Source organism: Mesorhizobium sp. M2A.F.Ca.ET.046.03.2.1, assembly GCF_003952425.1.
Classification (GTDB): domain Bacteria; phylum Pseudomonadota; class Alphaproteobacteria; order Rhizobiales; family Rhizobiaceae; genus Mesorhizobium.
Window position 1 is genome coordinate 3,667,147 of record NZ_CP034449.1, and the last position, 22,495, is coordinate 3,689,641.

The 22,495-nt window shown below is 59.6% G+C and carries 14 protein-coding genes and 6 pseudogenes; 10 read left to right on the forward strand and 10 right to left on the reverse strand.

All coding sequences use genetic code 11. The features are described from left to right. Positions 1 to 16 precede the first annotated feature (16 nt). Positions 17 to 2,179 carry a prolyl oligopeptidase family serine peptidase gene (locus EJ072_RS17510; RefSeq protein WP_126080676.1) on the reverse strand — a complete coding sequence of 721 codons (2,163 nt, stop codon included), beginning with the start codon at positions 2,177 to 2,179 and terminating at the stop codon, positions 17 to 19. 217 nt (positions 2,180 to 2,396) lie between these two features. Here EJ072_RS17510 and EJ072_RS36390 point away from each other — a divergent pair, with 217 nt between their 5' ends. Together EJ072_RS36390 and EJ072_RS17520 are read left to right on the forward strand one after the other, a co-directional pair. Further along, on the forward strand, positions 2,397 to 2,657 hold the full coding sequence (locus tag EJ072_RS36390) for a hypothetical protein (protein ID WP_095769041.1): 261 nt from the start codon (positions 2,397 to 2,399) through the stop codon (positions 2,655 to 2,657). Positions 2,658 to 2,750: 93 nt separating this feature from the next. After that, positions 2,751 to 2,951: pseudogene (locus EJ072_RS17520) on the forward strand (SMC-Scp complex subunit ScpB); the annotation flags it as partial. A gap of 161 nt (positions 2,952 to 3,112) precedes the next feature. On the opposite strand, the gene EJ072_RS36025 reads toward EJ072_RS17520, so the two are convergent. From EJ072_RS36025 to EJ072_RS17545, 5 genes and pseudogenes are all read right to left on the reverse strand, one after another. Then, on the reverse strand, positions 3,113 to 3,349 hold the full coding sequence (locus EJ072_RS36025) for a hypothetical protein (RefSeq protein ID WP_063169293.1): 237 nt from the start codon (positions 3,347 to 3,349) through the stop codon (positions 3,113 to 3,115). Positions 3,350 to 3,465: 116 nt separating this feature from the next. After that, a pseudogene (locus EJ072_RS36875) lies at positions 3,466 to 4,149 on the reverse strand (integrase); the annotation flags it as partial. Positions 4,150 to 4,392: 243 nt separating this feature from the next. Then, a complete protein-coding gene (locus EJ072_RS17535; RefSeq protein ID WP_082826570.1) occupies positions 4,393 to 7,926 on the reverse strand; it encodes an autotransporter domain-containing protein in 3,534 nt (1,177 codons plus the stop codon). 702 nt (positions 7,927 to 8,628) lie between these two features. Further along, on the reverse strand, positions 8,629 to 9,261 hold the full coding sequence (locus tag EJ072_RS17540; protein ID WP_063169290.1) for a hypothetical protein: 633 nt from the start codon (positions 9,259 to 9,261) through the stop codon (positions 8,629 to 8,631). Beyond that, positions 9,258 to 9,536, reverse strand: a complete 279-nt coding sequence (locus EJ072_RS17545) for an AlpA family phage regulatory protein (RefSeq protein WP_063169289.1) — start codon at positions 9,534 to 9,536, stop codon at positions 9,258 to 9,260. Before EJ072_RS17545 ends, EJ072_RS17540 begins: the two co-directional genes overlap by 4 nt. A gap of 975 nt (positions 9,537 to 10,511) precedes the next feature. Here EJ072_RS17545 and EJ072_RS17550 point away from each other — a divergent pair. Next, positions 10,512 to 12,443 carry a potassium transporter Kup gene (locus EJ072_RS17550; protein WP_126080677.1) on the forward strand — a complete coding sequence of 644 codons (1,932 nt, stop codon included), beginning with the start codon at positions 10,512 to 10,514 and terminating at the stop codon, positions 12,441 to 12,443. A 307-nt stretch (positions 12,444 to 12,750) separates the two neighbouring features. After that, positions 12,751 to 13,211 (forward strand): annotated as a pseudogene (locus EJ072_RS17555) (OB-fold nucleic acid binding domain-containing protein); the annotation flags it as partial. A 512-nt stretch (positions 13,212 to 13,723) separates the two neighbouring features. On the opposite strand, the pseudogene EJ072_RS36030 reads toward EJ072_RS17555, so the two are convergent. Beyond that, positions 13,724 to 14,220: pseudogene (locus tag EJ072_RS36030) on the reverse strand (aldehyde dehydrogenase family protein); the annotation flags it as partial. A gap of 611 nt (positions 14,221 to 14,831) precedes the next feature. On the opposite strand from EJ072_RS36030, the gene EJ072_RS17570 reads away from it, so the two are divergent. Both EJ072_RS17570 and EJ072_RS17575 read left to right on the forward strand, forming a co-directional pair. Beyond that, positions 14,832 to 15,170, forward strand: coding sequence for a helix-turn-helix transcriptional regulator (locus EJ072_RS17570; protein WP_063169282.1), 339 nt, complete (start codon positions 14,832 to 14,834; stop codon positions 15,168 to 15,170). Next, positions 15,160 to 16,476 carry a HipA domain-containing protein gene (locus tag EJ072_RS17575; RefSeq protein WP_063169281.1) on the forward strand — a complete coding sequence of 439 codons (1,317 nt, stop codon included), beginning with the start codon at positions 15,160 to 15,162 and terminating at the stop codon, positions 16,474 to 16,476. The genes EJ072_RS17570 and EJ072_RS17575 overlap by 11 nt, the downstream gene beginning before the upstream one ends. A 569-nt stretch (positions 16,477 to 17,045) precedes the next feature. Here the strand turns inward: EJ072_RS17575 and EJ072_RS17580 are convergent. Further along, positions 17,046 to 17,402 (reverse strand): hypothetical protein, encoded by a 357-nt coding sequence (locus EJ072_RS17580; protein ID WP_126080678.1) that lies wholly within the window; start codon positions 17,400 to 17,402, stop codon positions 17,046 to 17,048. Between the two features lie 516 nt (positions 17,403 to 17,918). On the opposite strand from EJ072_RS17580, the pseudogene EJ072_RS36880 reads away from it, so the two are divergent. The 3 genes and pseudogenes from EJ072_RS36880 to EJ072_RS17595 all read left to right on the forward strand — a co-directional run. After that, a pseudogene (locus tag EJ072_RS36880) lies at positions 17,919 to 18,451 on the forward strand (IS21 family transposase); the annotation flags it as partial. A 10-nt stretch (positions 18,452 to 18,461) separates the two neighbouring features. Continuing rightward, positions 18,462 to 18,775: pseudogene (locus tag EJ072_RS36885) on the forward strand (ATP-binding protein); the annotation flags it as partial. Between the two features lie 192 nt (positions 18,776 to 18,967). Then, positions 18,968 to 19,597: a hypothetical protein gene (locus tag EJ072_RS17595; protein ID WP_126080679.1), complete on the forward strand. Its 630-nt coding sequence runs from the start codon at positions 18,968 to 18,970 to the stop codon at positions 19,595 to 19,597. Here the strand turns inward: EJ072_RS17595 and EJ072_RS17600 are convergent. Both EJ072_RS17600 and EJ072_RS17605 read right to left on the reverse strand, forming a co-directional pair. Continuing rightward, entirely contained in the window at positions 19,563 to 19,808 is a 246-nt protein-coding gene (locus tag EJ072_RS17600) for a tyrosine-type recombinase/integrase (RefSeq protein ID WP_126080680.1), read from the reverse strand. The two genes, EJ072_RS17595 and EJ072_RS17600, sit on opposite strands and share 35 nt — an antisense overlap. Before the next feature lie 763 nt (positions 19,809 to 20,571). Next, complete coding sequence (locus EJ072_RS17605; RefSeq protein WP_256748481.1) at positions 20,572 to 21,027, reverse strand: transposase; 456 nt, start codon at positions 21,025 to 21,027, stop codon at positions 20,572 to 20,574. Between the two features lie 793 nt (positions 21,028 to 21,820). On the opposite strand from EJ072_RS17605, the gene EJ072_RS17610 reads away from it, so the two are divergent. After that, positions 21,821 to 22,336 carry a DUF2285 domain-containing protein gene (locus tag EJ072_RS17610; RefSeq protein WP_224570032.1) on the forward strand — a complete coding sequence of 172 codons (516 nt, stop codon included), beginning with the start codon at positions 21,821 to 21,823 and terminating at the stop codon, positions 22,334 to 22,336. Positions 22,337 to 22,495 lie beyond the last annotated feature (159 nt).

The following is a 22,495-nucleotide window of genomic DNA, read 5'->3' on the forward strand; positions in this document are numbered from 1 at the left end:
GAAAGGATGCACTGCACTATTTCGTCTCCTGCTCGAATGAATTGTTGATGGACCTCAAATGCCCCTCTTGCGTTGCAACGCGTTCCGCCGTCTCCGGAGGGTGATCGTTGAAGCCGATTGCGCTGCGGAGAAAATTGGTGCCTAGACTGATGAATGCGGCTTGCTCCCGATTGTCCTCGCCGCAGCCGTGCCCGCCTGCGCTGGCCTCGTAGAAGTAAGCGGGATAGCCAAGAGCCTGCAGTTTTGCGGCCATCTTGCGCGCATGGCCCGGATGGACGCGGTCGTCGCGTTTCGTGGTGGCGATCAGGATAGGCGGATAGGGCTGTCCCGGCGCTGCGGCGTGATAGGCGGAGATTTCCTTCAGGAAAGCCCAATCGTGAACCTTGTCCGGATCGCCATATTCGTCGATCCAGCTCGCGCCCGCCAAGAGCTTGGTGTAGCGACGCATGTCGATAAGCGGTGCTGTGCAGAACAGAGCCCCGAAATGCTCAGGATAGCGGGTCAGCATGTTTGCGATCAGCAGGCCGCCATTTGAGCCACCCTCGGCGGCAATCCGCCTCGGCAGGGTGATGCCCCTTCGCACGAGGTCGGAGGCAACGGCGGCGAAATCGTCGTGGGCGAGACGCTTGCCCTCCCTGCGCCCGGCTTCGTGCCAGCGGGTGCCGAACTCGCCGCCGCCGCGGATGTTCGCCTCGACACACGTGCCGCCGCGCTCGAGCCACAGCTTGCCCAGCGGGGAGTTGTAGTAGGGCAGGAATGATACGCCGAACCCGCCATAAGCGGAAAGGTGAATCGGAGCATCTCCGTTCCCGTTCGCCGGACCAACCTGCGTATAGGGGATCAGCTCATGATCGATAGAGACTGCCTCGTGGCGCGTGACCACCAGTCCGGATGCATCGAAATTCTCCGGGCTGCGCTTCAGGATTGCTGAAGCGCTGAGAGACGGCGCGGCATTCAGATCGAACAGCAAGAGCTGCGGCGGCGTGATCGGATCCTGAGCACAGATCAGGACCTCTCCATTGGTCTCGTGAACTGCCGCATCGAATGACCAGACGTCGACAGTACCTTCGGCGGGCAGGGTGTTCAGGACTCGGCGCGTCCATTCCTGGTGGCCGGGAGTGAACATCTCGAAACGCGGTGCGAGATTGACGAGGTAAGAGATAATGAGCTTCCCGTCATTCCAGAAGAATGACTGCATGGAGCGCCTTTCCCCTGGTTGAAACAGGGTCTCAAAAAGGCGTCCGCCGGCGAGGAAAGTGGAAAGCGAGATGACGATCAGCGCGTCGGCGGGATGGGTGGTGCCTCCCACCGTCCAGGGCTTGCGCGGCCTTACCGCCAGCCAGTCGCCGAAGACCCGCCACGACGCGTCGCGAGGAAGATCGATCTGCCTCCTCGGCCCGCTCCTATCGCCGATCCAGCTGATCTTCTCGAAGAAGGCCGGCTGCTCGATGAACCAAAGGCGCTCGCTGCGGCCGGTGCGGTCCGAATGACCAGACACTTGGAAGCTTTCGAACCCGGCCTCGAAGATTGCCGGCGTGGTGAGGGGATCCGCGTCACGCTTCCACAGTCGAACTGTGCGCGCATAGCCGGAGCGGGTGGCCATGCCATTACCAAGCGCACTGGAAAGCAGAAGCGTGTCAGGGTCCAGCCAATTAACGTAGCCTTTGGCCTCGGGGAGGTTGAAGCCGTCGGCGACAAAGCTCAGAGAAATCAGGTCGAATTCGCGATGCACGACCGCGTCGCTGCCGCCGCGCGACAGGCGCAGAACGGCTCTTTCCCGTCTCTCCGGCTCGATGGACGCGCCGTCCCAGATCCAGTCCTCTCCGTCGCTAGCCGCGAGAGCATCCAGATCGAGCAGTAGCTCCCATTGGGGATCCGCCTTCATGTAGGCGGCAAGGGTGGTCCGGCGCCACAGTCCGCGTGGATTACCGTCATCTCGCCAGTAATTGTAGAGGTACTGACTACGGCGCGCGATCAGGGGAAGATTGTCGCGATTGTCGAAAATGGCTGTCAGAGCCGCGCGGTCGCGCTCGAACTGCGTTCCACCGAAGTGCTTCAGAGTCCTTGCCGATTGGCCGGCGGCCCAGGCAAGTGCCCGCTCGCCCTCTACATCTTCAAGCCAGACATAGGGATCGTCGTCGGGAGCATCAAGCGTTGGACGGACATCAAATGCGTTCATGTCCGGACAGCCTTCAGAAAGAAGGGATAGAGGCTTCCGTCGGCTCGGGAACGCTCAGTGTCGGTAGCGGCGCCCACATGTTCGAAAAGCGTGATCATTGATGAGTTCTTCCAGTCGGTGCGGCATCGCAGTGCTTTTGCGCATAGGGCCGCAACCTTCGTGCCAACTGGGAAAATCGTTTCGGAACAATGCGATCGCTCTGGAAGCGTTGTGTCACATGTCCGACATCGTCGAGAATCCGACAACGAGTGCTCCTCCTAATCACCGGATCAACCTCCGGCGCCAGTCGTGGACACTGTGCAGAACTCGAGAAGTGAAGCTCATTGGAGTGAACCTGGTTGACGCCCAACATCTTCGCTCTGGGGCGCTTCACGCACACGGATTCATGGCAGACACCATGATGCGATCGATGCTGTTAGAGACCAAGCTGGCTGCGCCTGTGAGTTTCAGCCGCCAGCTGGAAGCAGCGGAGTTCTGAGGAGAAGGGTGGGGGGCCCAAGCCCTGCCGCAATCTTGGCCTGCACCGTCCCCTTGATTGTTGTGGGTCAACGTCTGCCTGCCCGCTGAATTTGGCACGCCTTACACCTACGTCACGACCAAGACCTTCCTGTTGCACTTCGGCCTCGACACACTGCGGGATTTGCCCGATTTCGAGGCGATTGAGGTTGCCGCGCTGCTCAGCAAGGAGAAGCTGCTGGCGGGCGATACTCCCATCGGGCTGGTGAGTGGTGGAGGAGGTGAGGAGCGACACTCCAAGGCCAGGACGGGCTAGCGCAGCAGATACATGGAAGTAATCGCTTGATATGAGCGGTTGAGAGTCGAATCAGGGAACTATGCGATCACTATCGATAAGAGGTGGCAATATCGATCGTGATTGTATCGGGCCACTCTACGGCGAAGGAGGCGGCAACTTGTGTCTCCGACCCGAAACGATTACCTTGCGGCCATTATGAGCAAGCATTTGGCATCCGTCTTGACGACGTGAACGCGCCCTGCAGCGTACAGCTGGACGACGCGGCGCTGGCCGATTGCTTTGCGGATCTCGATTTGGCCAAGCAGCATCCCGCTCATGTCAGCGCCTTTCTCGGCGAGGTCCCTCTCGCCCAGCAAGTCGAGTTCGCAACCGCGCACCACATTCGCGGTCGACGAGATGAAGGCTTTTGCCGCCAAGTTCTCTGCCTGGTCCGGCGAAAGCTATCCGCTCGCCGCATAATGGCTGGACATGATAGCCGACGCCCGTCCCGAATGGCGGCGGCTTTTTCGTATTATATCGACCTGATCGACAAGATGCGGCGGAACAGGGGTCCACGTGCGATGCGGCCAAAGCGGATCCAGCTCTCGAGCGCGACTACGGGGTAGGTGTGGTCGCTGGAGCCGCGGCCGACCTCGACCTCGCGCCAGCCGGTCTTGCCGCGCAGGGTGACCAGCAGCCCTTGCCGTCAAAAATCTCGATCCAGCTGGCGCCATCGCTGTTGTCGTCGCGCATGACGTCGAGACCGACGATCTCGGAGCGCCGCAGGCCGCCGCCACAGCCCAGGAGCAAAATAGCGCGGTCGCGCAGGCCCTGAGGTCGTGGCCGAGCGTGGCGATCATCGCCAGCAGATCGTCGCCAGGACCGCCTCTTTCTGCCGCGGTGGCTTTGCGTGCTTGCGGCGAATGCCGGCAAGAACCTTATAGATATGCCGCTCCGCGCGGTCCAACGGCCGGCCGCGCTGGGTAAAGTTCCAGGCGAGGCCGGAAAGCCGCCGCTCGATGGTCGCAAACTAAAGGGCAGGGGCGCCACGCTTCGGATCGCCGGCGGCGGTGCCCGAGGCACAGGCGCTGATATTGAGCCTGATCACCTTCGAGCCCGGAGGCAGGGGATCGAAGCCAGCGCGCCGGCACCAGGAGGAAAAATGCCGCCAATCCTTGGGGTAGGCGTCGCGCGTGTTCTCCGAGGTGGCGTTGTAGCCCCTCGCGGTCTCGACCAGTTCCTGGACATGCGCCGGGACTCTTTGAGCCGGGTCTCCATCTCCTTGTAGAGCTTGTCAAGCTCGCCATCGACTGGCTTCAGGTCGTCGATTGAACATTGCGTCATCATAGGCTTTGTGCCTTGTTGTAGCAGGCATCGTCCGTTCGCGCGGCGGACACAGACATCACCGTCGCTGAGCCGAGAACGACGGTAAAAGAAAATGCACTCACTGACTTCATAACCAATCTCTTTTGCGGGTGATTTAGAAACGGACGCCGAGCTTGGCGCTGAACCCGTGTGTCTGGGCATCCGAGGCGATCTGTCCCTGATAGGCGATGCCGAACGTCGCGTTCTCGGTGATGTTTACGTCAAGCCCAGCTTCGAGCAGAGCTGCGTTCTTTGCGATCGGCACGCCCTTGATGGCGAAGGAGGAACCGCCAGCAAAGGCAAGAGCGGTATCCGGCCTGACGTCGCCGAAGGCGTGGCGCCAGCCAAGACCGCCGCGCGCGGTAGCAGTCACGGTGCCGAGGGTCAGTACCGTCGACGCACGCAGACCTAGCGTGGTAAACGCCGTGTCGCTCGAGCGATCCCCGCTCGACAAGGCGGCTGCGCCGCCATTCTCGGTGAAGCCATCGGCGTCAAAATTCACATAAGCGAGATTAGCGTAGGGCTCGAAGGAAGCCGAAGCCGTATTGATACGGTAGCCGAGCTCGCCAAAGGCCTGGAACGTGCCGGCGTCGTAATCGGCCGAAAGGCTGTCGGCGAAGCCTGGAAAGACCACGGACCTGCCGGTCTCGATGCTGTGCCAGGTATAGGCAAGGCCGGAACGAAAACCGAGATTGCCGTTCTGCGTGCCGGCAAAAAGACCGAGATGGTAATTCTCGCTCGAGCCCGACGACGCGCGATCGTCCGCCTCCAAGGAGGTATGGCTGTAGCCGCTGATGAGGCCGAGCCGCCAGCTTTCGCCGACAGCCGCGTCACCGCCAGCCAGAAAGCCGCCTGTCGAGTGATCGAGACCGGCGGCATTGCCGTCGCTGTCGAGATGACCCCAGGCGCCGAAGCCACGGCCCCATACGGCGAAATTCTCACTCGTTGCCGGGGCCAGTTCCAGACCACCCAGCCCATAAGTCATCACCGGAACGCTGGAGGCACCGACGCCGTCGAACGCCGCACGGATCCGTTCGCTCGCGGCATCGCGTACAGAATGACTGTCCTCGATGAGGCCGCTATGAATGGAAGCATGAACCTCGCCTGATAGCATATCGAAAGCGTTGCGGGCTTCCGGCGCCGTCAGGAACAGGATGTTGTCCTGGATCGGATTACCGCTTCCAAGCGCCTGAGCCGCTGCGGCGACCGAGCGTTGATTGAAGGTGCTGGCTACATCGGCAAACGCCGTCGATGTGCGGCTGATATCGAGATAGACATTGTTGGCATCGTAGACGAGCTGGAAATCGACGAAGGGCGTCGCGTCTGTCGCCAGAGCCCCCGTCAGCCCGCCATAGGTGCCGCTTACGCCGCCTGCTGCGGAGAGCAGAGTATATCGGGCATCGACCGATAGCGTTCCCTGCCGCAGCAGCTCGATCTGCGCGCCGCTGTCGATCGCCGCTGCTCCGCCAACATCGATGAGATCGGACGACCTTGCGAGGTCGACCTGATAGATCGATCCGGACTGCTGCGCGAAATCGCCCGTGACAGTCAGTGTGGTGACGATCCTGCTCGGATCGGTCGCACTGCCAGGAGCGACCGTGCCGCCCTCGGAAATGGTGACCGCACCGTAGGTGCCGCCGCCTGCGACGACACCGCCGCTGTTTGCGATAGCCGTGCCCCCGATCTGCCCGTCATTCCCGAGAAAGCCGGACGTGGTCGCATCATGGGAAAGCACACCTGTATCGGCAAGCAGCAATCCCGCGCCGGAACCGACCGTCGTCATGCCGGAAAAATTGTTCTTTCCGCTCAGCGTTTGCACGCCACCGGCAACGAATAGTTTGCCGCCCATATTATTGTTATCAACGTCGAGGTCGTTGATGCTGCCGGCGAACGTGTCGTTCGAATCCGTTAGCACCAGGGTACGCTTGCCCAGTTCGACCGTTCCGCTGCCACTCAGGCTACGAATACGGGCATCGTTGTAGGCGTCGGAGATTCCCCAATAGTCGCTGCCATTTCCATGTTCGGAGATATCGAACGTGCCGTCTGCAACGACTTTCGCTGACCGTTGGATGTTGCCGAGCCCCGCAAGCGAGAGATAGGCATCCTGAGCAATATTCGTCTCGCCGGTGTAGGTGTTGACATTCGTCATCCGGACCACCGTCTTTGTATCAAGCGTCAGCGATCCGGAGCCGGAGACGACACCCGCTATGCCGAACCCGCCCTCATTCCCCATGCTCGTCGTGATCCTGCTCAGACCGGTCCCTTCGGGTGCGGATGAATCGGTAGAGAAGTTGCTGGCAGTGACGAAATGTGACGTATAAGCGGTATACTTCTTCTCCAGATCGAAAATGACCGATCTGTTTTTGAAGAAGTCAAGACCGGCAACAAAACTGGTCTGGTCATTGGGTTGTTCCGTCGTGCCGCTGGTGTAGGTGAAGTCGATATTGTCCAGCCTTACCGGATCGCCATCCGTTCCTGCGATTGTAACGCTCGGGATGTTGCCCGATGCGCTTACGATCTCGCGTTGCTCATTTCTCCGAACATTTTTAAGTTTGACGCCCGCATCCTGAAATTGCTTCAGCATCGCATCACTGATCTCCAGACTGCCACCGCCCGGTGTGCCGGTGTCGAGCAATACCGCGGTCTTGTTGGGGTCGGTGATTGGTGGGGCTCCATCCTTAACCGTGTACTGCAGATTGTAGCTGCCTTCGTATTCGGTCGAGGCATTGGCGCCAGAGCCAGGAAAATTCTGATAAGAATCCTGATCTTTTTCCTCGGGTTCTCCCCATGGCATGGCATTAGTATATTGGGCCCGGAGGCTTGGATTGAGGTTGACAATCGTGCAGGGGGAACAGCCAGGCGTTTGGTCGCTCTCGGAATCCGGATTCACATTGGCGGAGACCACGTAGCCAGACCTGGTGACACTGCCCATCATGCCCCAGACACTTGTCTTGCCAAGAAAATCGCCGGCCCCGAATGTACCTGCGAAATCGCCGCCTTCGTCTGCCATCTTGCCAGCGGTCATTTTCGCCCGCTGCTCCTTATCGGCGTGATAAGGTTCTTGGAGATCCTGACCATACATATCTTTAAGTCCATCCGTCACGGATCCCGGCGTGCACTTAAGATTGTTGTCCTTGCAATACGCATGGGTATAGACAAAATCGAGAATGCGAGCAGCCCGGTATTTCTTATCGCTTACAGACGGCCCGTCGATTGTTATCTTTTGATCTGGATCGACATATGTAAATTTATCAATTTCCACGTTCTGAAGCTTATTACCATACGTTCCGTCCCCGTACGTATATACGTAAGGCGTGTCGGCAATCGGGCGGACCCCGGTCACCTCTGACCCGATCTGCGTGTTGAGCTGGTCCGAGCCCGTGTCGAATACGTATCGCTGCGCGTTGCCATTGTTGATCTTGGCCCAGATGCCCAGGCGGTCATGGCCTTCCCCGACATACTCCAGCGGGATCGAAATCGGGTCGTCGGCCAACGCTTCTCCAGTTGGAAATGCTACCAGACCCACCCCGAGAGACACAGCCGGCAGGAATACCGTCGTCATCGCGGTGGTTGCCGCCAGAAAGTTCTTTGTCCTGAAACAAGCCTGCATACCTGGTCCTCGAAAAAGTCTCGCAAACTGATTGTTCATTGGAACGGCCTCCTGAATTGTTTAACGAGACCCTTTATGGCGGCCCTGGCTGACAACAGCCTGAAAGCTGCAAGCGGCCTGCGAGAATGGGGCGATCCTGAATGACGACAGGTGCTGTCAACAATGGATGAGTGCTCGGCCTGAAAGCTGAGCACGCTTTATGCTCAGGCTGCTGACAAGGCCAAAGCAGCGTAAGTGCGGAGTGAAATCCAAGGTCCACATGGGTCGTCGCGCTTCCCGTGCGCCTGGGAAGGCGCCGGCCCGGCCAAGCTTTCCCAGATCGTCCGGATGGCGCACAAGATACCGGTTCAGGTCGATCGAGATGGAGGCCGAGGCGTATGCCAAGGCGGTCGACTGCCTGACGAAAGATCAGAATGCGTCGCTGGCGCTCTACGATTTCCGCCGGCAGCGAGCTCAGCTCCTGCCGGGCATCCGTGTTTACTGGCGACGAGACACAAGATGTGCCCAAATTGCCACCAGACCGTCACCTGCGATGAGTTTCGGCAACTGATTTTGTCCTTTCAATCGTCGCCACTTCCTGGCCGCGGCCAACATGGGCCACTCGAAGGCAGCAGACTGGCGGCTATATGGACGGGCTGTGAGCCCGCACCGGAGACATTGGCGAAATCTACGATCTCTATAGCAACGTCAAGGAGAAGCGCGAGGTGTTGCAGATGTGGTCAAATCACATCGAATGGCTGATCAAGCAGGCTGCGGATGACGCTCTGGCGGCGTAGCTGCTGGCATGGGCGGAAGATGCGGCGCAACAATCGTCAGAGCCTCATCGAATTGGAGATCATGCTTGACCAGCAAATGCGCGGCCAATGCTTCGATGGCTGACCAGTGATCGAGTACTAGCCGGGCCGTGCGATCTTCGATCCGCCTCCAACGGGGGCGGCGCGGCATCAGGAACCGCAACTCACCATAGATTCGCTTGGCATCCGCGTAGTCGCTGCTCCCCTCATTCCCATCGGACGCATTCATCGCCATATCGCGCGGGTCCAGATAGCCTTCGAATGCGGATTCTGCAAAAGGACCTGCCAGACACGCAACTATCTCTTGGATCGCTTCATCGCGTTGGAAATGTCGATCCATATCGTTCTCGAAAATCGGCTTTAGCTCCGAGGTGAATCCTTGCGCTGAATAGAAAACCGTGCCTTCGACAAAACCACCGCACTCTCCGTCACCGGCGTCGGGGTAAATACTAACACTTGAGAAAGCAGGGAGTTCACGGTCGTCGTCGAACATCTGACGGTGCAAAACGATGGCGGCCACCGCGTGCCCGGCTTCGTGATGCGCCACAGACGGGAGAAGATATTGGGAGGCTACATTCATGCGGTGCGGCTCTCAGATCTAGTTTCCATCCAAGCCCTGATATCGGATTCAAGCCATGCGACTCGGCCGGGGGAGATGCGACGCCGCTTAGGGAACAGGCCTGCCTTCAGAGTCGCGCGGTCGCGCTCGAACTGCGTTCCACTGAAGTGCTTCAGGGTCTTTGCCGACTGGCCGGCGGCCCAGGCAAGTGCCCGCTCGCCTTCCACATCTTCAAGCCAAAGATAGAGATCGTCGTCGGGAGCATCCAGCGTTGGACGGACATCAAATGCGTTCATGTCCGGACAGCCTTCAGAAAGAAGGGATAGAGGCTTCCGTTTGATCGGGAACGCTTAGTGTTGGTAGCGGCGCCCACATGTTCGAAAAGCGTGATCATTGATGAGTTCTTCCAGTCGGTGCGGCATCGCAGTGCTTTTGCGCATAGGACCGCAATTGTCGTGCCAACTGGGAAAATCGTTTCGGAACAACGTGATCGCTCTGGCAGCGTTGTGTCAGATGTCCGACATCGTCGAGAATCCGACAACGAGTGCTCCTCCTAATCACCGGATCAACCTCCGGCGCCAGTCGGTGACACCGCATTCCTCTGTCTTTCCAGGAGACGGCGTGGACATCAATGCCGTTCCTCACCGAACCCGCCTCCTAGCCCTTCGCCCATACGTCACGGCCGCCCCCCGGTTTGGCTTCAACCTGAAGGATTACGGCGTCCTCTTCGCAGAGAAGATCGGGTTGTTCGTGGCGCGCGCAGCGGAGCCCAAGGAGCTTTTCTGGGTTGCGGATACTGGCATGTCGATATTACGACCGTGTGTCCTTCGACAAGCTTGGTGGCTTCTTCAACCAGAATCTCGCCGCGGAGATCGAATCGTTATCTGCGCCGCAAAGTGCGGCCGGTGAGCGGCGTGGCCCTGCGTTCCAGTTGGCCACGGTCCTCGCTGGGACGAGCAAGTAAATGGCTTGCGCAGCAACGGTGCGATCACACCTGGAGCACGGCGTCATCAGGAAAGCGCCATCCTTGTGCGCCCACGACACCCTGGTCGCCATCGGCCGCATCGCGGGGGGGCACTGTGGGCGATAACCATTCATTGATCTGGGCGATTGAGGGTTCTGCCGGGGCGCTATTGCTGCTCGGTAGGGCTGCGGGCTGGCGAGTCTACCAAGGCGAGCAACGACAGGCGAGACGGCAGACATTACGTGACGGAACTTGATATTGCAGTGCAGCAAGCGTAGAGCACCGCGCGCTTATCGGAGTGTCGTCCATGGCCCTTACCAATGCTGGTAACGAGGCAGAACCTGTCGAACAATCGAGCCATTCTGAGGTCGAGCAGCACAGCACCAAGGCGCTGATGTCGGGCGCACTAGGTGTCGTTTATGGCGATATAGGCACCAGCCCGATCTATGCATTTCGCGAGGCGTTGCATGCATCAGCGGGTGGCAACGTCGCCAGCCGTGGCGACATCCTCGGCGTACTCTCGCTGATCATCTGGTCCCTGACGATCACCGTGACGATCAAATACATCATGTTCGTGCTCCGCGCCGACAATCGAGGCGAGGGCGGAGTGCTGTCGCTTATGGCGCTGGCGCGCAACAGTTTCCCGACCTGCTCTGCGGTGATCCTCGGCATCGGCATCGGCATCGGCATCGTCGGCGCGGCGCTTTTTTTTGGCGACGCCGTCATTACGCCGGCAATCTCGGTACTGTCGGCGGTCGAAGGTATGAATGTCGTCACGCCGACGTTCCAGCCCTATGTGGTGCCGCTGACACTGGCCATCCTGGCGATCGTGTTTGCGGTACAGCGGTTTGGCACCGGCGGCGTAGGATTGGTGTTCGGACCCGTTACCGCGCTGTGGTTCCTGGCCATCGGCCTTTCCGGGCTCAACCACATCATGGACGACCCGGAAATCCTGCTGGCAATCAGCCCGCATTACATCGTGTCGTTCCTGGTCAACTCGCCTGACGTCGCCTTCGTTACGGTTGGTGCAGTCTTCCTCGCCGTCACCGGAGCCGAGGCGCTCTACGCCGACCTCGGCCATTTCGGCCGCAAGCCGATCGTGCTCGCCTGGCTGGCGATCGTGTTCCCTTGTCTGTTGCTCAATTATGTCGGGCAAGGCGCCTTCGTGCTGGCAAATGGCGGCGTTGTCGGTCATCCGTTCTTCGAGATGAACCAGGGCTGGACGCTTATTCCGATGGTCGTGCTTGCCACGGCGGCGACCGTGATCGCCTGCCAGGCGGTGATCTCCGGCGCCTTTTCGCTGACCAGGCAAGCGGTACAGCTCAACATGCTGCCGCGTTTCGTCATCCAGCACACGTCGGAAAAACAGTCGGGCCAGATCTATCTGCCGCGCATCAACCTGATGCTGGCGCTGGTGGTGATGCTGCTGGTGGTCGGCTTCGGCGAATCCAGCCGGCTGGCCTCGGCCTACGGTATTTCGGTGACCGGCAATATGCTGGTGACGAACATACTGCTTTTTGTTGTGATGACGCGCATCTGGAAATGGCCGCTCGGCGTCGCGATAGCCTTAATGGCGGTGTTCGTCTTCATCGATACCGGCTTCTTTGCAGCTAACATCGTCAAGGTATTCGAAGGCGGCTGGGCCTCGCTTGCCATTGCCGCAGTGATCGTGATGACCATGTGGACTTGGATAAGAGGCAGCAGGTATCTATTTGACAAGACGCGCAGGAACCAGATTCCGCTCGATTTCCTTGCGGGCAATCTGTTGAAGAAGAAACCGCAGCTGGTGTCCGGTACGGCCGTGTTCCTGACCAGCGATCCCGCCAGTGCGCCGACCGCGTTGATGCACAGCCTGAAGCACTACAAGGCGCTGCACGAACAGAACGTCATCCTCTCTGTGGTGACGGCGCAGCAGCCCGTGGTGCCCGACAGCGAGCGGATCAAGATGGAAACGATCAATGAGCTGTTCATGCGGGTGACACTGACCTTCGGCTACATGGAACAGCCTAACATCCCGCGTGCGCTGGCGATCTGCCGCAAGCAGGGTTGGAAGTTCGACATCATGACGACGTCCTTCTTCCTGTCGCGTCGCTCGCTCAAGGCGTCACCCAACTCCGGCATGCCGGTGTGGCAGGACAAGCTGTTCATCGGCTTGGCGCGCACGGCCGCCGACGCGACGGAGTATTTCCAGATCCCGACCGGACGTGTGGTCGAGATCGGAACGCAAGTGGCCGTTTAGGTATGCCCGGTTAAGCAGAATCAATTGGCATTTCGCGAGCCGGTGAATGCCTGACCGGGCGGAGGCCACGATGCTTGCGCCAAACTGGGGTCCGGTTCCAGGCCTGAAGCTTCCGGCCCCGAAAGCCGTCCTTTACGCCTGCGATCATTTCCGTTCCGCATTGTCTTGCCGACCCACCAGTCGAGATGCGCTGAAACGACCTCGCCGGGCAGCAACTTATCATTTGAACCTAATCGATGTGCCGCAAGTCCGACCTTCATTCTTCAGTTCACAGGCTAGCGTTGCCAAAATCGGCGTGCCGCCTAACCGGCGCCGCACCGTGACCTGTCAGGATGCTATGCAGGCGCGAGGCAGAAGCTGGCTCGAGGCCGCCGGCCTGGTGCTGGTCCGGCAGCGGCCGGGCTCGGCCAAAGGCTTCATGTTCCTCTGGAGGATGAGACGGGTGCGGCAAACGTCGTCGTCTGGGTCAAGATCTCTCGAGAAATTCCGGCGCGTGCTTCTTGCTTCGGCCATGCTCGGCGTCCGCGGACGCATCCGACGGAAGAGGAGGTGGTGCACCTCGTCGCCCACGAGCTGACCGATCTGTCGGCCGGGCTGGCCAGCGTGGGAAACCGCAAGACGCCGTTTCCGTTGCCGCACGGCCGAGGGACGAGGCTCATCACGGCGGATCGGGCATCGATCCGCGCGGCATGCCGAAGGGGCGCGACATCGTCGATGCAGTATGACCATATCGACCCTATCAAGTTCAAGACGCGTAACTTCCGGTAGCGCTTCCGGAGGCCACTTCAGCAGCATGTTGTGCACACTTTTGTCGGACCCTGTTAACTGCCGATTGGCAGCAGGTCACCCCGTGCCGGATCCCAAATGTCGTCGCTCTCAAGCGCAACGACTGCCCGCACCCTTTTTAAGTCAGCGAGCACCTCCACCGCCGGACGCCGCCCCGTTTCCTGAGCCGCGGCGTAACGGGTGTATTTGTGACTGTCCGGCTCAAACCACTTCAACGATTCCAAAGTAGCCATGGCATCGCCCTTGCGGCTGCGCGTGATGCGAATGATCGGGATCCCATCCTAAGCGCTCGCGTCGAATGGAGACACGCTGCCAACGCTTCATCTGCTCTACCCCATCTTTGTTCCAAGGCGGTCGGATCATCTCAATGAGCCCTGCCTCGGGGTGGCCAAAGCATGCATATTTATCGTTCGGCCCCGCATCGAATTATCATCTGCGATGTGGGACTCGATCTTGGGTTGGCGACGGCTTCGCTCCGGGAGTAGACGTCGGACCACTGATAAGTGCCGGACCTTCTCCACAATTTCTCGGCGGACTCATCGTGAACGCTCGATTGGACGTAAATGCGGTTCGCGGAAACGCAGGTCTGGCCGGCATTGCGGAACTTCGCCTGGACCGCACCGTCAACAGCACCGTCAATGTCGGCATCATCGAAGATGATGAAAGGTGCATTGCCGCCGGTTTCAAGGCTGACCTTCTTGATCTGGTCAGAGCACTGACGCATCAGCAGCCGTCCGACCTCGTTCGAACCGGTAAAGCTGATCTTTGGAATTGGTGCAGAGTTCACGGCCCACGCGATCACCTTCGGACGCATAGATCAGGTTGACCACGCCATCGGGAAAGCCGGCCTGATGGCGAGAGCAAACATTGCACCTAGCCACGCCACGATAAGATCGAGCGCGGCTTCGTTGCGTGCGGGTCTGTGGTCAGTGGAGGGCGGAGGAAAAGCGCTCGGCGTGCTCGCCCTCGCGATACCACTGGTTCGCGCCGGCAAGCGCCAGTTTCTGAGGCAAATCGCCGAACAGCTGGTAGAGCCTTACTCTCAGGGCTTGGCATCTATGTCGCCTACGACCGCCACATGCAGCCCGTCGCGTGCGAAAGCGGCTTTGTGGAAGGCGCTTAGATCGGAGGGCGTTACGCTAGTCAGCCTCCCTTGGGCGGTCTCGAATACGGATGCGTGCGTAGATTCCGCGCCGCCAGGCCAGCTCGGCGATCGCATGAGGTTCGCGCTCATTGGCAATGATTTCGGAGAGAAGCTGGGCGCGTATGCGGTCGAAAAGTGCTGGTGTAGCCGGATGCGGGTCCCGCCGCCGAGAATGTCGGCCAGCAGTCGAGCGCCGCGGCCCCGCACCAGGGACCGCCCATGAATGACTCATGCGAGGCGTCTCAAGGCTGTCCGCGATCCAGCGCCAGATCTCCGCCTCGCCCGAGACGCGCAGAGCTGGCCGGTTGTGCAGGAGCCGTCGGCAATATCCGCCTTCCTCGTTCGGATGGGTAACGCTTGCGATACGGAGTCTTGACTTTGGCAGTCGCTCTGTGACATTACCTATATAAAGTTCGAAAGAAGGCGATATGGATCATGCATAGGTCACAGAGACCCGAATGAAGGCAACGTATAAACGCACCTATTCGCGCTACGCGATGGAAGCGCTTGGCCTTTTCGGTAAGACCATCCGGCTTGGCCGGATGCAGCACCGGTTAACCGCACAGGAGTTAGCCGAGAGAATCGGTGTTTCACGCAGCACCCTGCAGCGCATCGAGAAGGGCGATCCCAAAGTCGAAATCGGACTGATGTTCGAAGCTGCTGCCATTGTCGGTGTGAAGCTGTTCGATGCCGACGGCAATGGCATCACAGCCCTCACAGGCCGCATGGACGATCGCATCGCGCTGCTGCCGAAGCACGTCTACAAGGCCGGCAAGCAGATCGTCGATGAGTTCTAAGGTCCCCAAGTACGACGAAGCCTATGTCTGGGTCTGGCTGCCGGGCGAGACCGCGCCGGTTGTCGCCGGGCGGCTATATGCCCATGACGGACTCGTCAGCTTCAACTATGGCAGGAGCTTTCGTGAACTGGGAAGCGCGATCCCGCTTTATCTCCCGGAACTGCCCCTGAAGGCAGGCGAATTGCCTTTGCTTCCTGGCCTAACCATGCCGGGATGCATCCGCGATGCTGCCCCTGATGCCTGGGGACGACGGGTTATCCTAAACCGCAAATTCGGTGTGAAGGGCGATGAAATCGCGCGGCTCGATATTTCAGAACTGACGTTCTTGCTGGAATCAGGCTCGGACCGCATCGGCGCGCTCGATTTTCAGTTTTCGCCAATGCATTACGAGCCGCGCGCACTGGCCAATGCCACTCTCGAAGAGCTTGTCCAATCGGCGGAGCGGGTAGAGAAAGGTATTCCGCTCACCCCCGAATTAGATCAGGCGCTGCATCACGGCAGCTCGATCGGCGGCGCAAGGCCAAAGGCGCTGATCGAGGGTGACGCCGTCAAGCATGTCGCGAAATTTTCCTCGTCTGCCGACCTTTACAGCGTCGTCAAAGGAGAATTCATAGCCATGCGGCTTGCCGCCTTGTGCGGCATCAGAGCGGCATCCGTCTCGCTCGTTCGCGCCGCAGGCAACGACGTGTTGCTCGTCGAGCGATTCGACCGGATCAAGGTCACGGGCGGCTGGCAACGCAAATCCATGGTCTCAGCGCTGACGATGCTCGCGCTCGATGAGATGATGGCGCGTTACGCCAGCTACCAGGATTTGGCGGAGATCATTCGCCACCGATTCACCGCGCCGTCGGAAACTCTGCGCGAGTTGTTCAGCCGCATTGTCTTCAACATACTTTGCGGCAACACCGACGATCATGCCCGCAACCATGCGGCATTCTGGGACGGCGCTAAGCTCACCCTCACGCCTGCGTACGATATTTGTCCGCAGGCCCGCAGTGGCCAGGAGGCCAGCCAGGCCATGCTCATCAGCGGCAATAACCGCATGAGCCGGATAGCGTCCTGCCTTGAAGCGGCGCATCACTTCCTGCTCAGCGCGCCGGAAGCTCTTGCGATTGTTGAAGGCCAGCTCCGATGCATTGCGGAGAATTGGCCGCGTGTCAGCGAGGAAGCTACGCTATCCGGCACAGATCGCAATCTGTTCTGGGGCCGACAGTTCCTCAATCCCTACGCTTTTACGGCGCTGGAAGGAAGCGCCGACGTTCTCCGCGCTCTGGCTGACGAACTACGCAACAGTGTTCACGCCTGATCCGGCGCTGGATTTCGGACAAGCTCGGCAAGCGCAAGACGCCCACAATATCGACAACCCTTGCCGTGCCAGGACGAAGATTGAACAAACGGCTCTTCAACAGTGACAACGTGCACTGCGGAGAGATGTGGAGCTGACACCGCAAAAGCCCAAGACGCGCGACTTCCCGCGATACAACTCCACATAACTGAGCGTCTACAAGCGGTGCAGCCAGCCAAACATCCAGCCATCAAAGCGATGATCGTCTGATCTTTTGCCGATGACATCACGTCGGGGAAGCCTTGTTCGAGCGCTTGCCGCTTCATATCGATACCGGCCTGGGCGTAGCGCATCGTTAGTTCAGCCCGAGTGGCCTGGCCATCGACTGATGGTGGCGATGTCAACACCCGCCTTGACGAGGTGGATGGCCGTCGTGTCCCGCAAAGGGCGATGATGGATGCTTTTTTCCGCCATGGTGGTTCCTTCGCCCGCAGCCATGTGTGCGCAGCAAGTATGGAACACCGAACCGGGTGAGCAGTGTGGGGCGGTCGTTGCTTTGCTCGGCGGGACAGGGCGATACCAGACGAAGGTCACAATCGAAGATTCAGGATCCCTGAACTCGTGCATCCGTATTGAACATCAGCGAAAACAGAGCGTAATCCCGCTGTCCAGAAGGCGTGCGGCGGACGATACGCGCCAGGACGCTCTTGATTTCCGGGCTCATCGAGATATTCGACAGGTGCCACCCACGCGCCCTCTTGAAGGGAAGTGTCACCACCAGTTGCAGCGTATCCTAATATTCGGGGTGCTCCGAAATCAGGAACCGCGCAAAGGCATCCATCGCCGCCAGCCTTGCATTGCGGGTCGCAACTGCCACGCTCGACCTCAAGTGATGTGAGAAAGCTGCCCATCCTGTCGGTATTGATGTCGGAGACCGCTTCTTTCAAGAATATCTTCCCGCTCTCCCGCGGCATGAGCCCGTGGCATGCTTCGGCCCAATGCTGTGGATTGATGTTTCTTCATGCCACAACCTCGCTGACGAGACCGCCGAAAGCCCCTTCAAAGCGGTCGGTGGCGATCTCTCGCAGCTTTGGAAGGTAGTGCATTGATTTTTCGTGGAATGGGGACCCTGTTTAAAGGGTGATTTTCGTCCAAACGGGACCCTTTAACGATGGGGTCATCAAGATGCCTCCGGCTTGATCGGAGGCATTTGTGTTTTGGATGTTGGTTTTAGAGACGATTGCAAAGATACGTCGGCTGTCGCTGGTCCAGGGGAAGTCGATCAAGGCGATCTGCCGTGAGCTGAAGATCTCGCGCAAGGTGGTGCGCAAGGTCCTGCGTTCTGAGCAGACGGAGTTCCGCTACGAGCGCAAGCACCAGCCCTATCCCCGCATGGGAGCTCGGCGTGAGACGCGGGACCGGCTGCTGTCGGCGAATGCGGCCAAGCCGCAGCGGGAGCGGCTGCCGGTCGCTTCGACGGCTTCCACTGCATTCCCCCGTCGGTGTCGAAGACCTGCACGGTGCGCTTCGACAACAACAAATACTCGGTGCTGTCGAGTGCCGTCGGTCGGCCCGTCGAGATCCATGCTTATGTCGATCGGATCGCATCCGCCAGAGGATGGCGTGGTCGTGGGAGAACACGTTCGCTCCTTTGGCCGCAACGAGGTCGTCTACGATCCCTGGCACACGGCGCGCGCCGTTCCTTAGCTGGGTCGTGCGGTCGGCAATGGAGAAGGTGCGGCGCAGCTCAAGGCGGTTGATGACGTCGACCGGCAGATGGTGTTGATCCTCACCTGGGTGCTGACCGACGGATTGAGCGCGGTCGAGGCCGCCTGTCAGGAAGCCATCGAGCACGGTGCATCGTCGGCGCCGGTGATCCTCAACATCCTGGCCCGCAGCCGCGATCCGGCGCCGGGCACGATCCTTTCCATTCCCCAAGCGCTGAAGCTAGCTCACGAGTGTCGCCGACTGCACCCGCTATGACAGTCTCAGGAGGACAAACAGCCATGGAACGCACCGAGGTACTGGAACTGATGGGAGCGCTGAAGCTCTACGGAATGCGCAGAGCCTATGACGAGATCATGGGCGCGTCGCCATCAAGCGACGGCACGAGCCGCCCAGGATTGTCGGTGATCTCTTGCAGGCCGAGATATCGGAGAAGCAGGCCCGCTCCATCAAATACCAGTTCGCTGTCGCCAAGTTGCCGCTGGCCAAGGACATCGACGACTTCGACTTCGCCGACACGCCGGTCACCCCCTGATGCGCGATCTCGCCCGGCCGCGCCTTCGTCGCCGATCAGCGCAACATCGTCCTGGTCGGCCGCCTTCACGGGTCACCCAACTCGCGCGGAAGGTCGACCGCATTGCGACGGGCGCGTGTCGACTTCCCAACAATGTCAGACAGGAGACGCAACGCTATCGGAGCGATCGCATTGCCCGAAACGATTTTCCCAGTTGGCACGACAATTGCGGTCCTATGCGCAAAAGCAAACTAGACCTGAGAGCCGCACCGCATGAATGTAGCCTCCCAATATCTGCCGCTTGTGGCGCATCACGAAGCCGGGCACGCGGTGGCCGCCATCGTTTTGCACCGTCAGACGTTCGACGACGACCGTGAACTCCCTGCTTTCTCAAGTGTTAGTATTTACCCCGACGCCGGTGACGGAGAGTGCGGTGGTGTTGTCGAAGGCGCGGGTTTTTATTCAGCGCAAGGATTCACCTCGAAGCGAAAGCCGATTTTCGAGGACGATATGGATCGATGTTTGGAACGCGATGATGCGATCCGGGAGATAGTTGCGTGTCTGGCAGGTCCTTTTGCAGACTCCGCATTCGAAGGCTATCTGGACCCGCGCGATATGGCGATGAATGCGTCCGATGGGAATGAGGGGAGCTGCGACTACGCGGATGCCAAGCGAATCTATGGTGAGTTGCGGTTCCTGATGCCGCGCCGCCCCGATTGGGGGCGGATCGAAGATTGCACGGCCCGGCTAGTACTCGATCACTGGTCGGCCATCGAAGCATTGGCCGCGCATTTGCTGGTCAAGCATGATCTCCAATTCGATGAGGCTCTGACGATTGTTGCGCCGCATCTTCCGCCCATGCCAGCAGCTACGCCGCCAGAGCGTCATCCGCAGCCTGCTTGATCAGCCATTCGATGTGATTTGACCACATCTGCAACACCTCGCGCTTCTCCTTGACTTTGCTATAGAGATTGTAGATTTCGCCAATGTCTGTCAAGGACGCCGCCTTGTGATTCAGTATGTGCTCGATGACGTGTGGCAATACCTGCCGCCTGCCGAGATTTGTCGCGAGCGTCCTGCGCAGATCGTGAAGGGTCCAGTTCTCCAAAGCCACCCCGTCAGTATTGACCTTGCCGTCTAGAGCCTTCTTGCCCTTCGCGTAGCCTGAGAAGTGGCTTCTTTCGTTGCCCCTCGCAGGGAAAAAAACGTGTCATTGGTCTTCGGTACCGTCTGGGGGACCGACACCGCCAGTGTGGGCAGCGGAATAAGCGTAGGCTCTTCGTTCTTCGTGCGGTCACCCGATAGTTCCATGTTCCGGCTTCAAGGTTGAGGACCAACGCATCGCGGCAACTTCCGTACGCCTCTGTCCGGTCAGAATGAGCAGCTTGACGATGGAGCCGAACGAATAGCCGATATCGCCCGGTTCGGGCTCACAGCCCGTTCATATAGCCGCCAGTTCGGCATCGTTCACCACTCGCTTGCGCTTGACGATCGGGGCCGGATCCGGATTTTCCAATCCCTCGCGGGGAAACCGCGGATGAGCCGTTGCGGCGGTTTGCGACACCAGTTGAAAAATGCCCGCATACACCAGAAGGCCGTGTTAGCCGCTTGCGGGTGACCCCCGGCGACGATCTTCTTGGTGACGTTAGCAATGTCGGTGTCGATCACATGGTGGATAGAGCGACTCCCGAGGGCAGGCACAAGATACCGGTTCAGGCTGGCCTCGACCAGTGCGGTGTTTTGAGGGTCGTTACTCGGCGGCCTGGAGGTGACCGCCATCGCCGTCCTCGGTATCGTCAGCGCTGATATGCGCCTGATCGGCAAGGAAGGCTGGCAGTTCCGATGGAGCTATGCTGGAATTTGGGTGACGAGGCTGATCAAGCGGCGCTCTGCGGCTTCGTTTCGATGACCTGGATTCCGTCCAGGAACCTGGCACCTGCGATGAGTTTCGGCAACTGATTTTGTCCTTTCAATCGTCGCCACTTCCTGGCCGCGGCCAACAGCTTGAAGACCATCAGCTGGGCGGTTTTCGAGGATAGCGAGCCCTTGGTACGCACCGTGCGATAGCGAACGGTTGCAAAGACGCTTTCGATGGGATTGGACGTTCGCAGATGATCCCAGTGTTGGGCGGGGAAATCGTAGAGCGCCAGCGACGCAATATGATCTTTCGTCAGGCAGTCGACCGCCTTGGCATACGCCTCGGCCTCCATCTCGATCGCATGCGCAAGCAATTTGCGCGCGCCGCTGCGAAGTACATCCGTCAGGGTATCATCGATTTCGTCGGGCTGACGAAGGCGAACAATGTGTTGATAGTCTCGTTCATGGCGTATCACTCTCCTTGAGAGGTACTGGCAGGCTTCATCACCCGCCTCGATACGCCGCTCTCCTCAAGCCGCCATCATCCAGTTTCCGCCATGGCTCCCCCTGATTGATCCGCTTCACCTGTGCAACTGCACAGGCTGCCCTAGCGGGGAGATTGGCCTCCAATGGCGAAAGCTTGCCGCAGGAGACCCTCCGATGACCGTGCCTATGGCGCCGCCGCTACGACAACTTGCCGACAAGCAGCGTGCGATCCACTGCCGCGCTACTGCGCCTTCAAGGGACGTCTGGATCGCGACGCAGGAGCCGATGACTGTTACGGGATCAATTCCAGGTCGCGCTGGCCGTCGCTGTGCCAGTTCGACGGTCTGGTGGCAATTTGGGCACATCTTCTGTCGCCGACAGTGGCGATGGCTGACGCTTCAACGAAACGGGGTCTTCGACGTCTGCTGCCTACGCCGATGCTTTGCGAAGTGGCATAATGTTTCGACGCACGCAGGCGCGGGCAGGGGATGTCAGTCATGAATCTCCTGACTGGCGCGGATCAGGCCGATTGGCGGGATGAAAGATCATACGACTACACCGCTGGCCTGACGCTGCGGGAGTGGGCTTGGGAGTTCTTACGCCGCAATCCAGCGTTCCAGCGCGATCTGACCGCTGCGCGCCAGCATTGCAAGACTTGGTCTCTCCAATCCTTTCTCGATATGGTCGCGTCGGCCGGCGACCTGTCACGCTGGGGTGTTCTGTTTCGCGGAGTCTTGTGGCCGCGCTTCGGTCGTATTCTGGTGTCCGCTCTGGTGCGTCCATGTGCTGCCGGTCATTGCGGAACGGTTGCCTGCCTCGTCGCCGACACCGCCGTTCGAACTCTCGGCATTGCCCTGTCGTGCAATCGTCCTGCTGGCGCCCGACAAGAGCCAGCATGTTCTTCTTCGCAATGCGGACCACGCGCTGCAGCTCGCCGTCTCGGGCGCGAATATCCTCCACCCTGTTTGCCTGCATACGCAAGCCATCTGGCCCGCGGTGCTTTTAAAGCATCGACTGAGGGGACTGGAGTGCCTCAATGCTCTCAGTCTAGGGCAACAGTTGCCCCCCCGCTTGTTTGCGCCGGAAAAGCGCGGCGTTCGTTTGTCCTTCGTTCTTCGTGCGCTCGACGGTTCGCTCGCCGGAGCACCTCATCGCGAGCTCGCCGAAGTTCTCATCGGTCAACGGCGCGTCCATGCCGACTGGGCGGATCCTCGCGATCATCTGCGCGACCGCATCCGTCGGGCCGTCTCGCGTGGCCGCGCGCTCATGAATGGTGGCTACAGAGATTTCCTAATTTGAAAAGCGACAGTCCGCGCTGTGCGTCGGTGGATGAACGTTCGCTCGCAGCTGTACCCGTCACCAACAGTTCGCCCGCCGACAGGACTGCATGGCGCCTTGCAAGTGCGCTCTGGTCTAGCTTGTCGATGCCGAAAATGAGATGGGCGAGGGTGCCAAGGC

Coding starts and splice junctions, on each gene's coding strand:
- EJ072_RS17510 (WP_126080676.1), bottom strand. CDS start 2,179: ATGAACGCATTTGATGTCCGTCCAACGCTTGATGCTCCCGACGACGAT.
- EJ072_RS36390 (WP_095769041.1), top strand. CDS start 2,397: ATGTCCGACATCGTCGAGAATCCGACAACGAGTGCTCCTCCTAATCAC.
- EJ072_RS17535 (WP_082826570.1), bottom strand. CDS start 7,926: ATGAACAATCAGTTTGCGAGACTTTTTCGAGGACCAGGTATGCAGGCT.
- EJ072_RS17540 (WP_063169290.1), bottom strand. CDS start 9,261: ATGAATGTAGCCTCCCAATATCTTCTCCCGTCTGTGGCGCATCACGAA.
- EJ072_RS17545 (WP_063169289.1), bottom strand. CDS start 9,536: ATGAACGCATTTGATGTCCGTCCAACGCTGGATGCTCCCGACGACGAT.
- EJ072_RS17550 (WP_126080677.1), top strand. CDS start 10,512: ATGGCCCTTACCAATGCTGGTAACGAGGCAGAACCTGTCGAACAATCG.
- EJ072_RS17570 (WP_063169282.1), top strand. CDS start 14,832: ATGAAGGCAACGTATAAACGCACCTATTCGCGCTACGCGATGGAAGCG.
- EJ072_RS17575 (WP_063169281.1), top strand. CDS start 15,160: ATGAGTTCTAAGGTCCCCAAGTACGACGAAGCCTATGTCTGGGTCTGG.
- EJ072_RS17595 (WP_126080679.1), top strand. CDS start 18,968: ATGAATGTAGCCTCCCAATATCTGCCGCTTGTGGCGCATCACGAAGCC.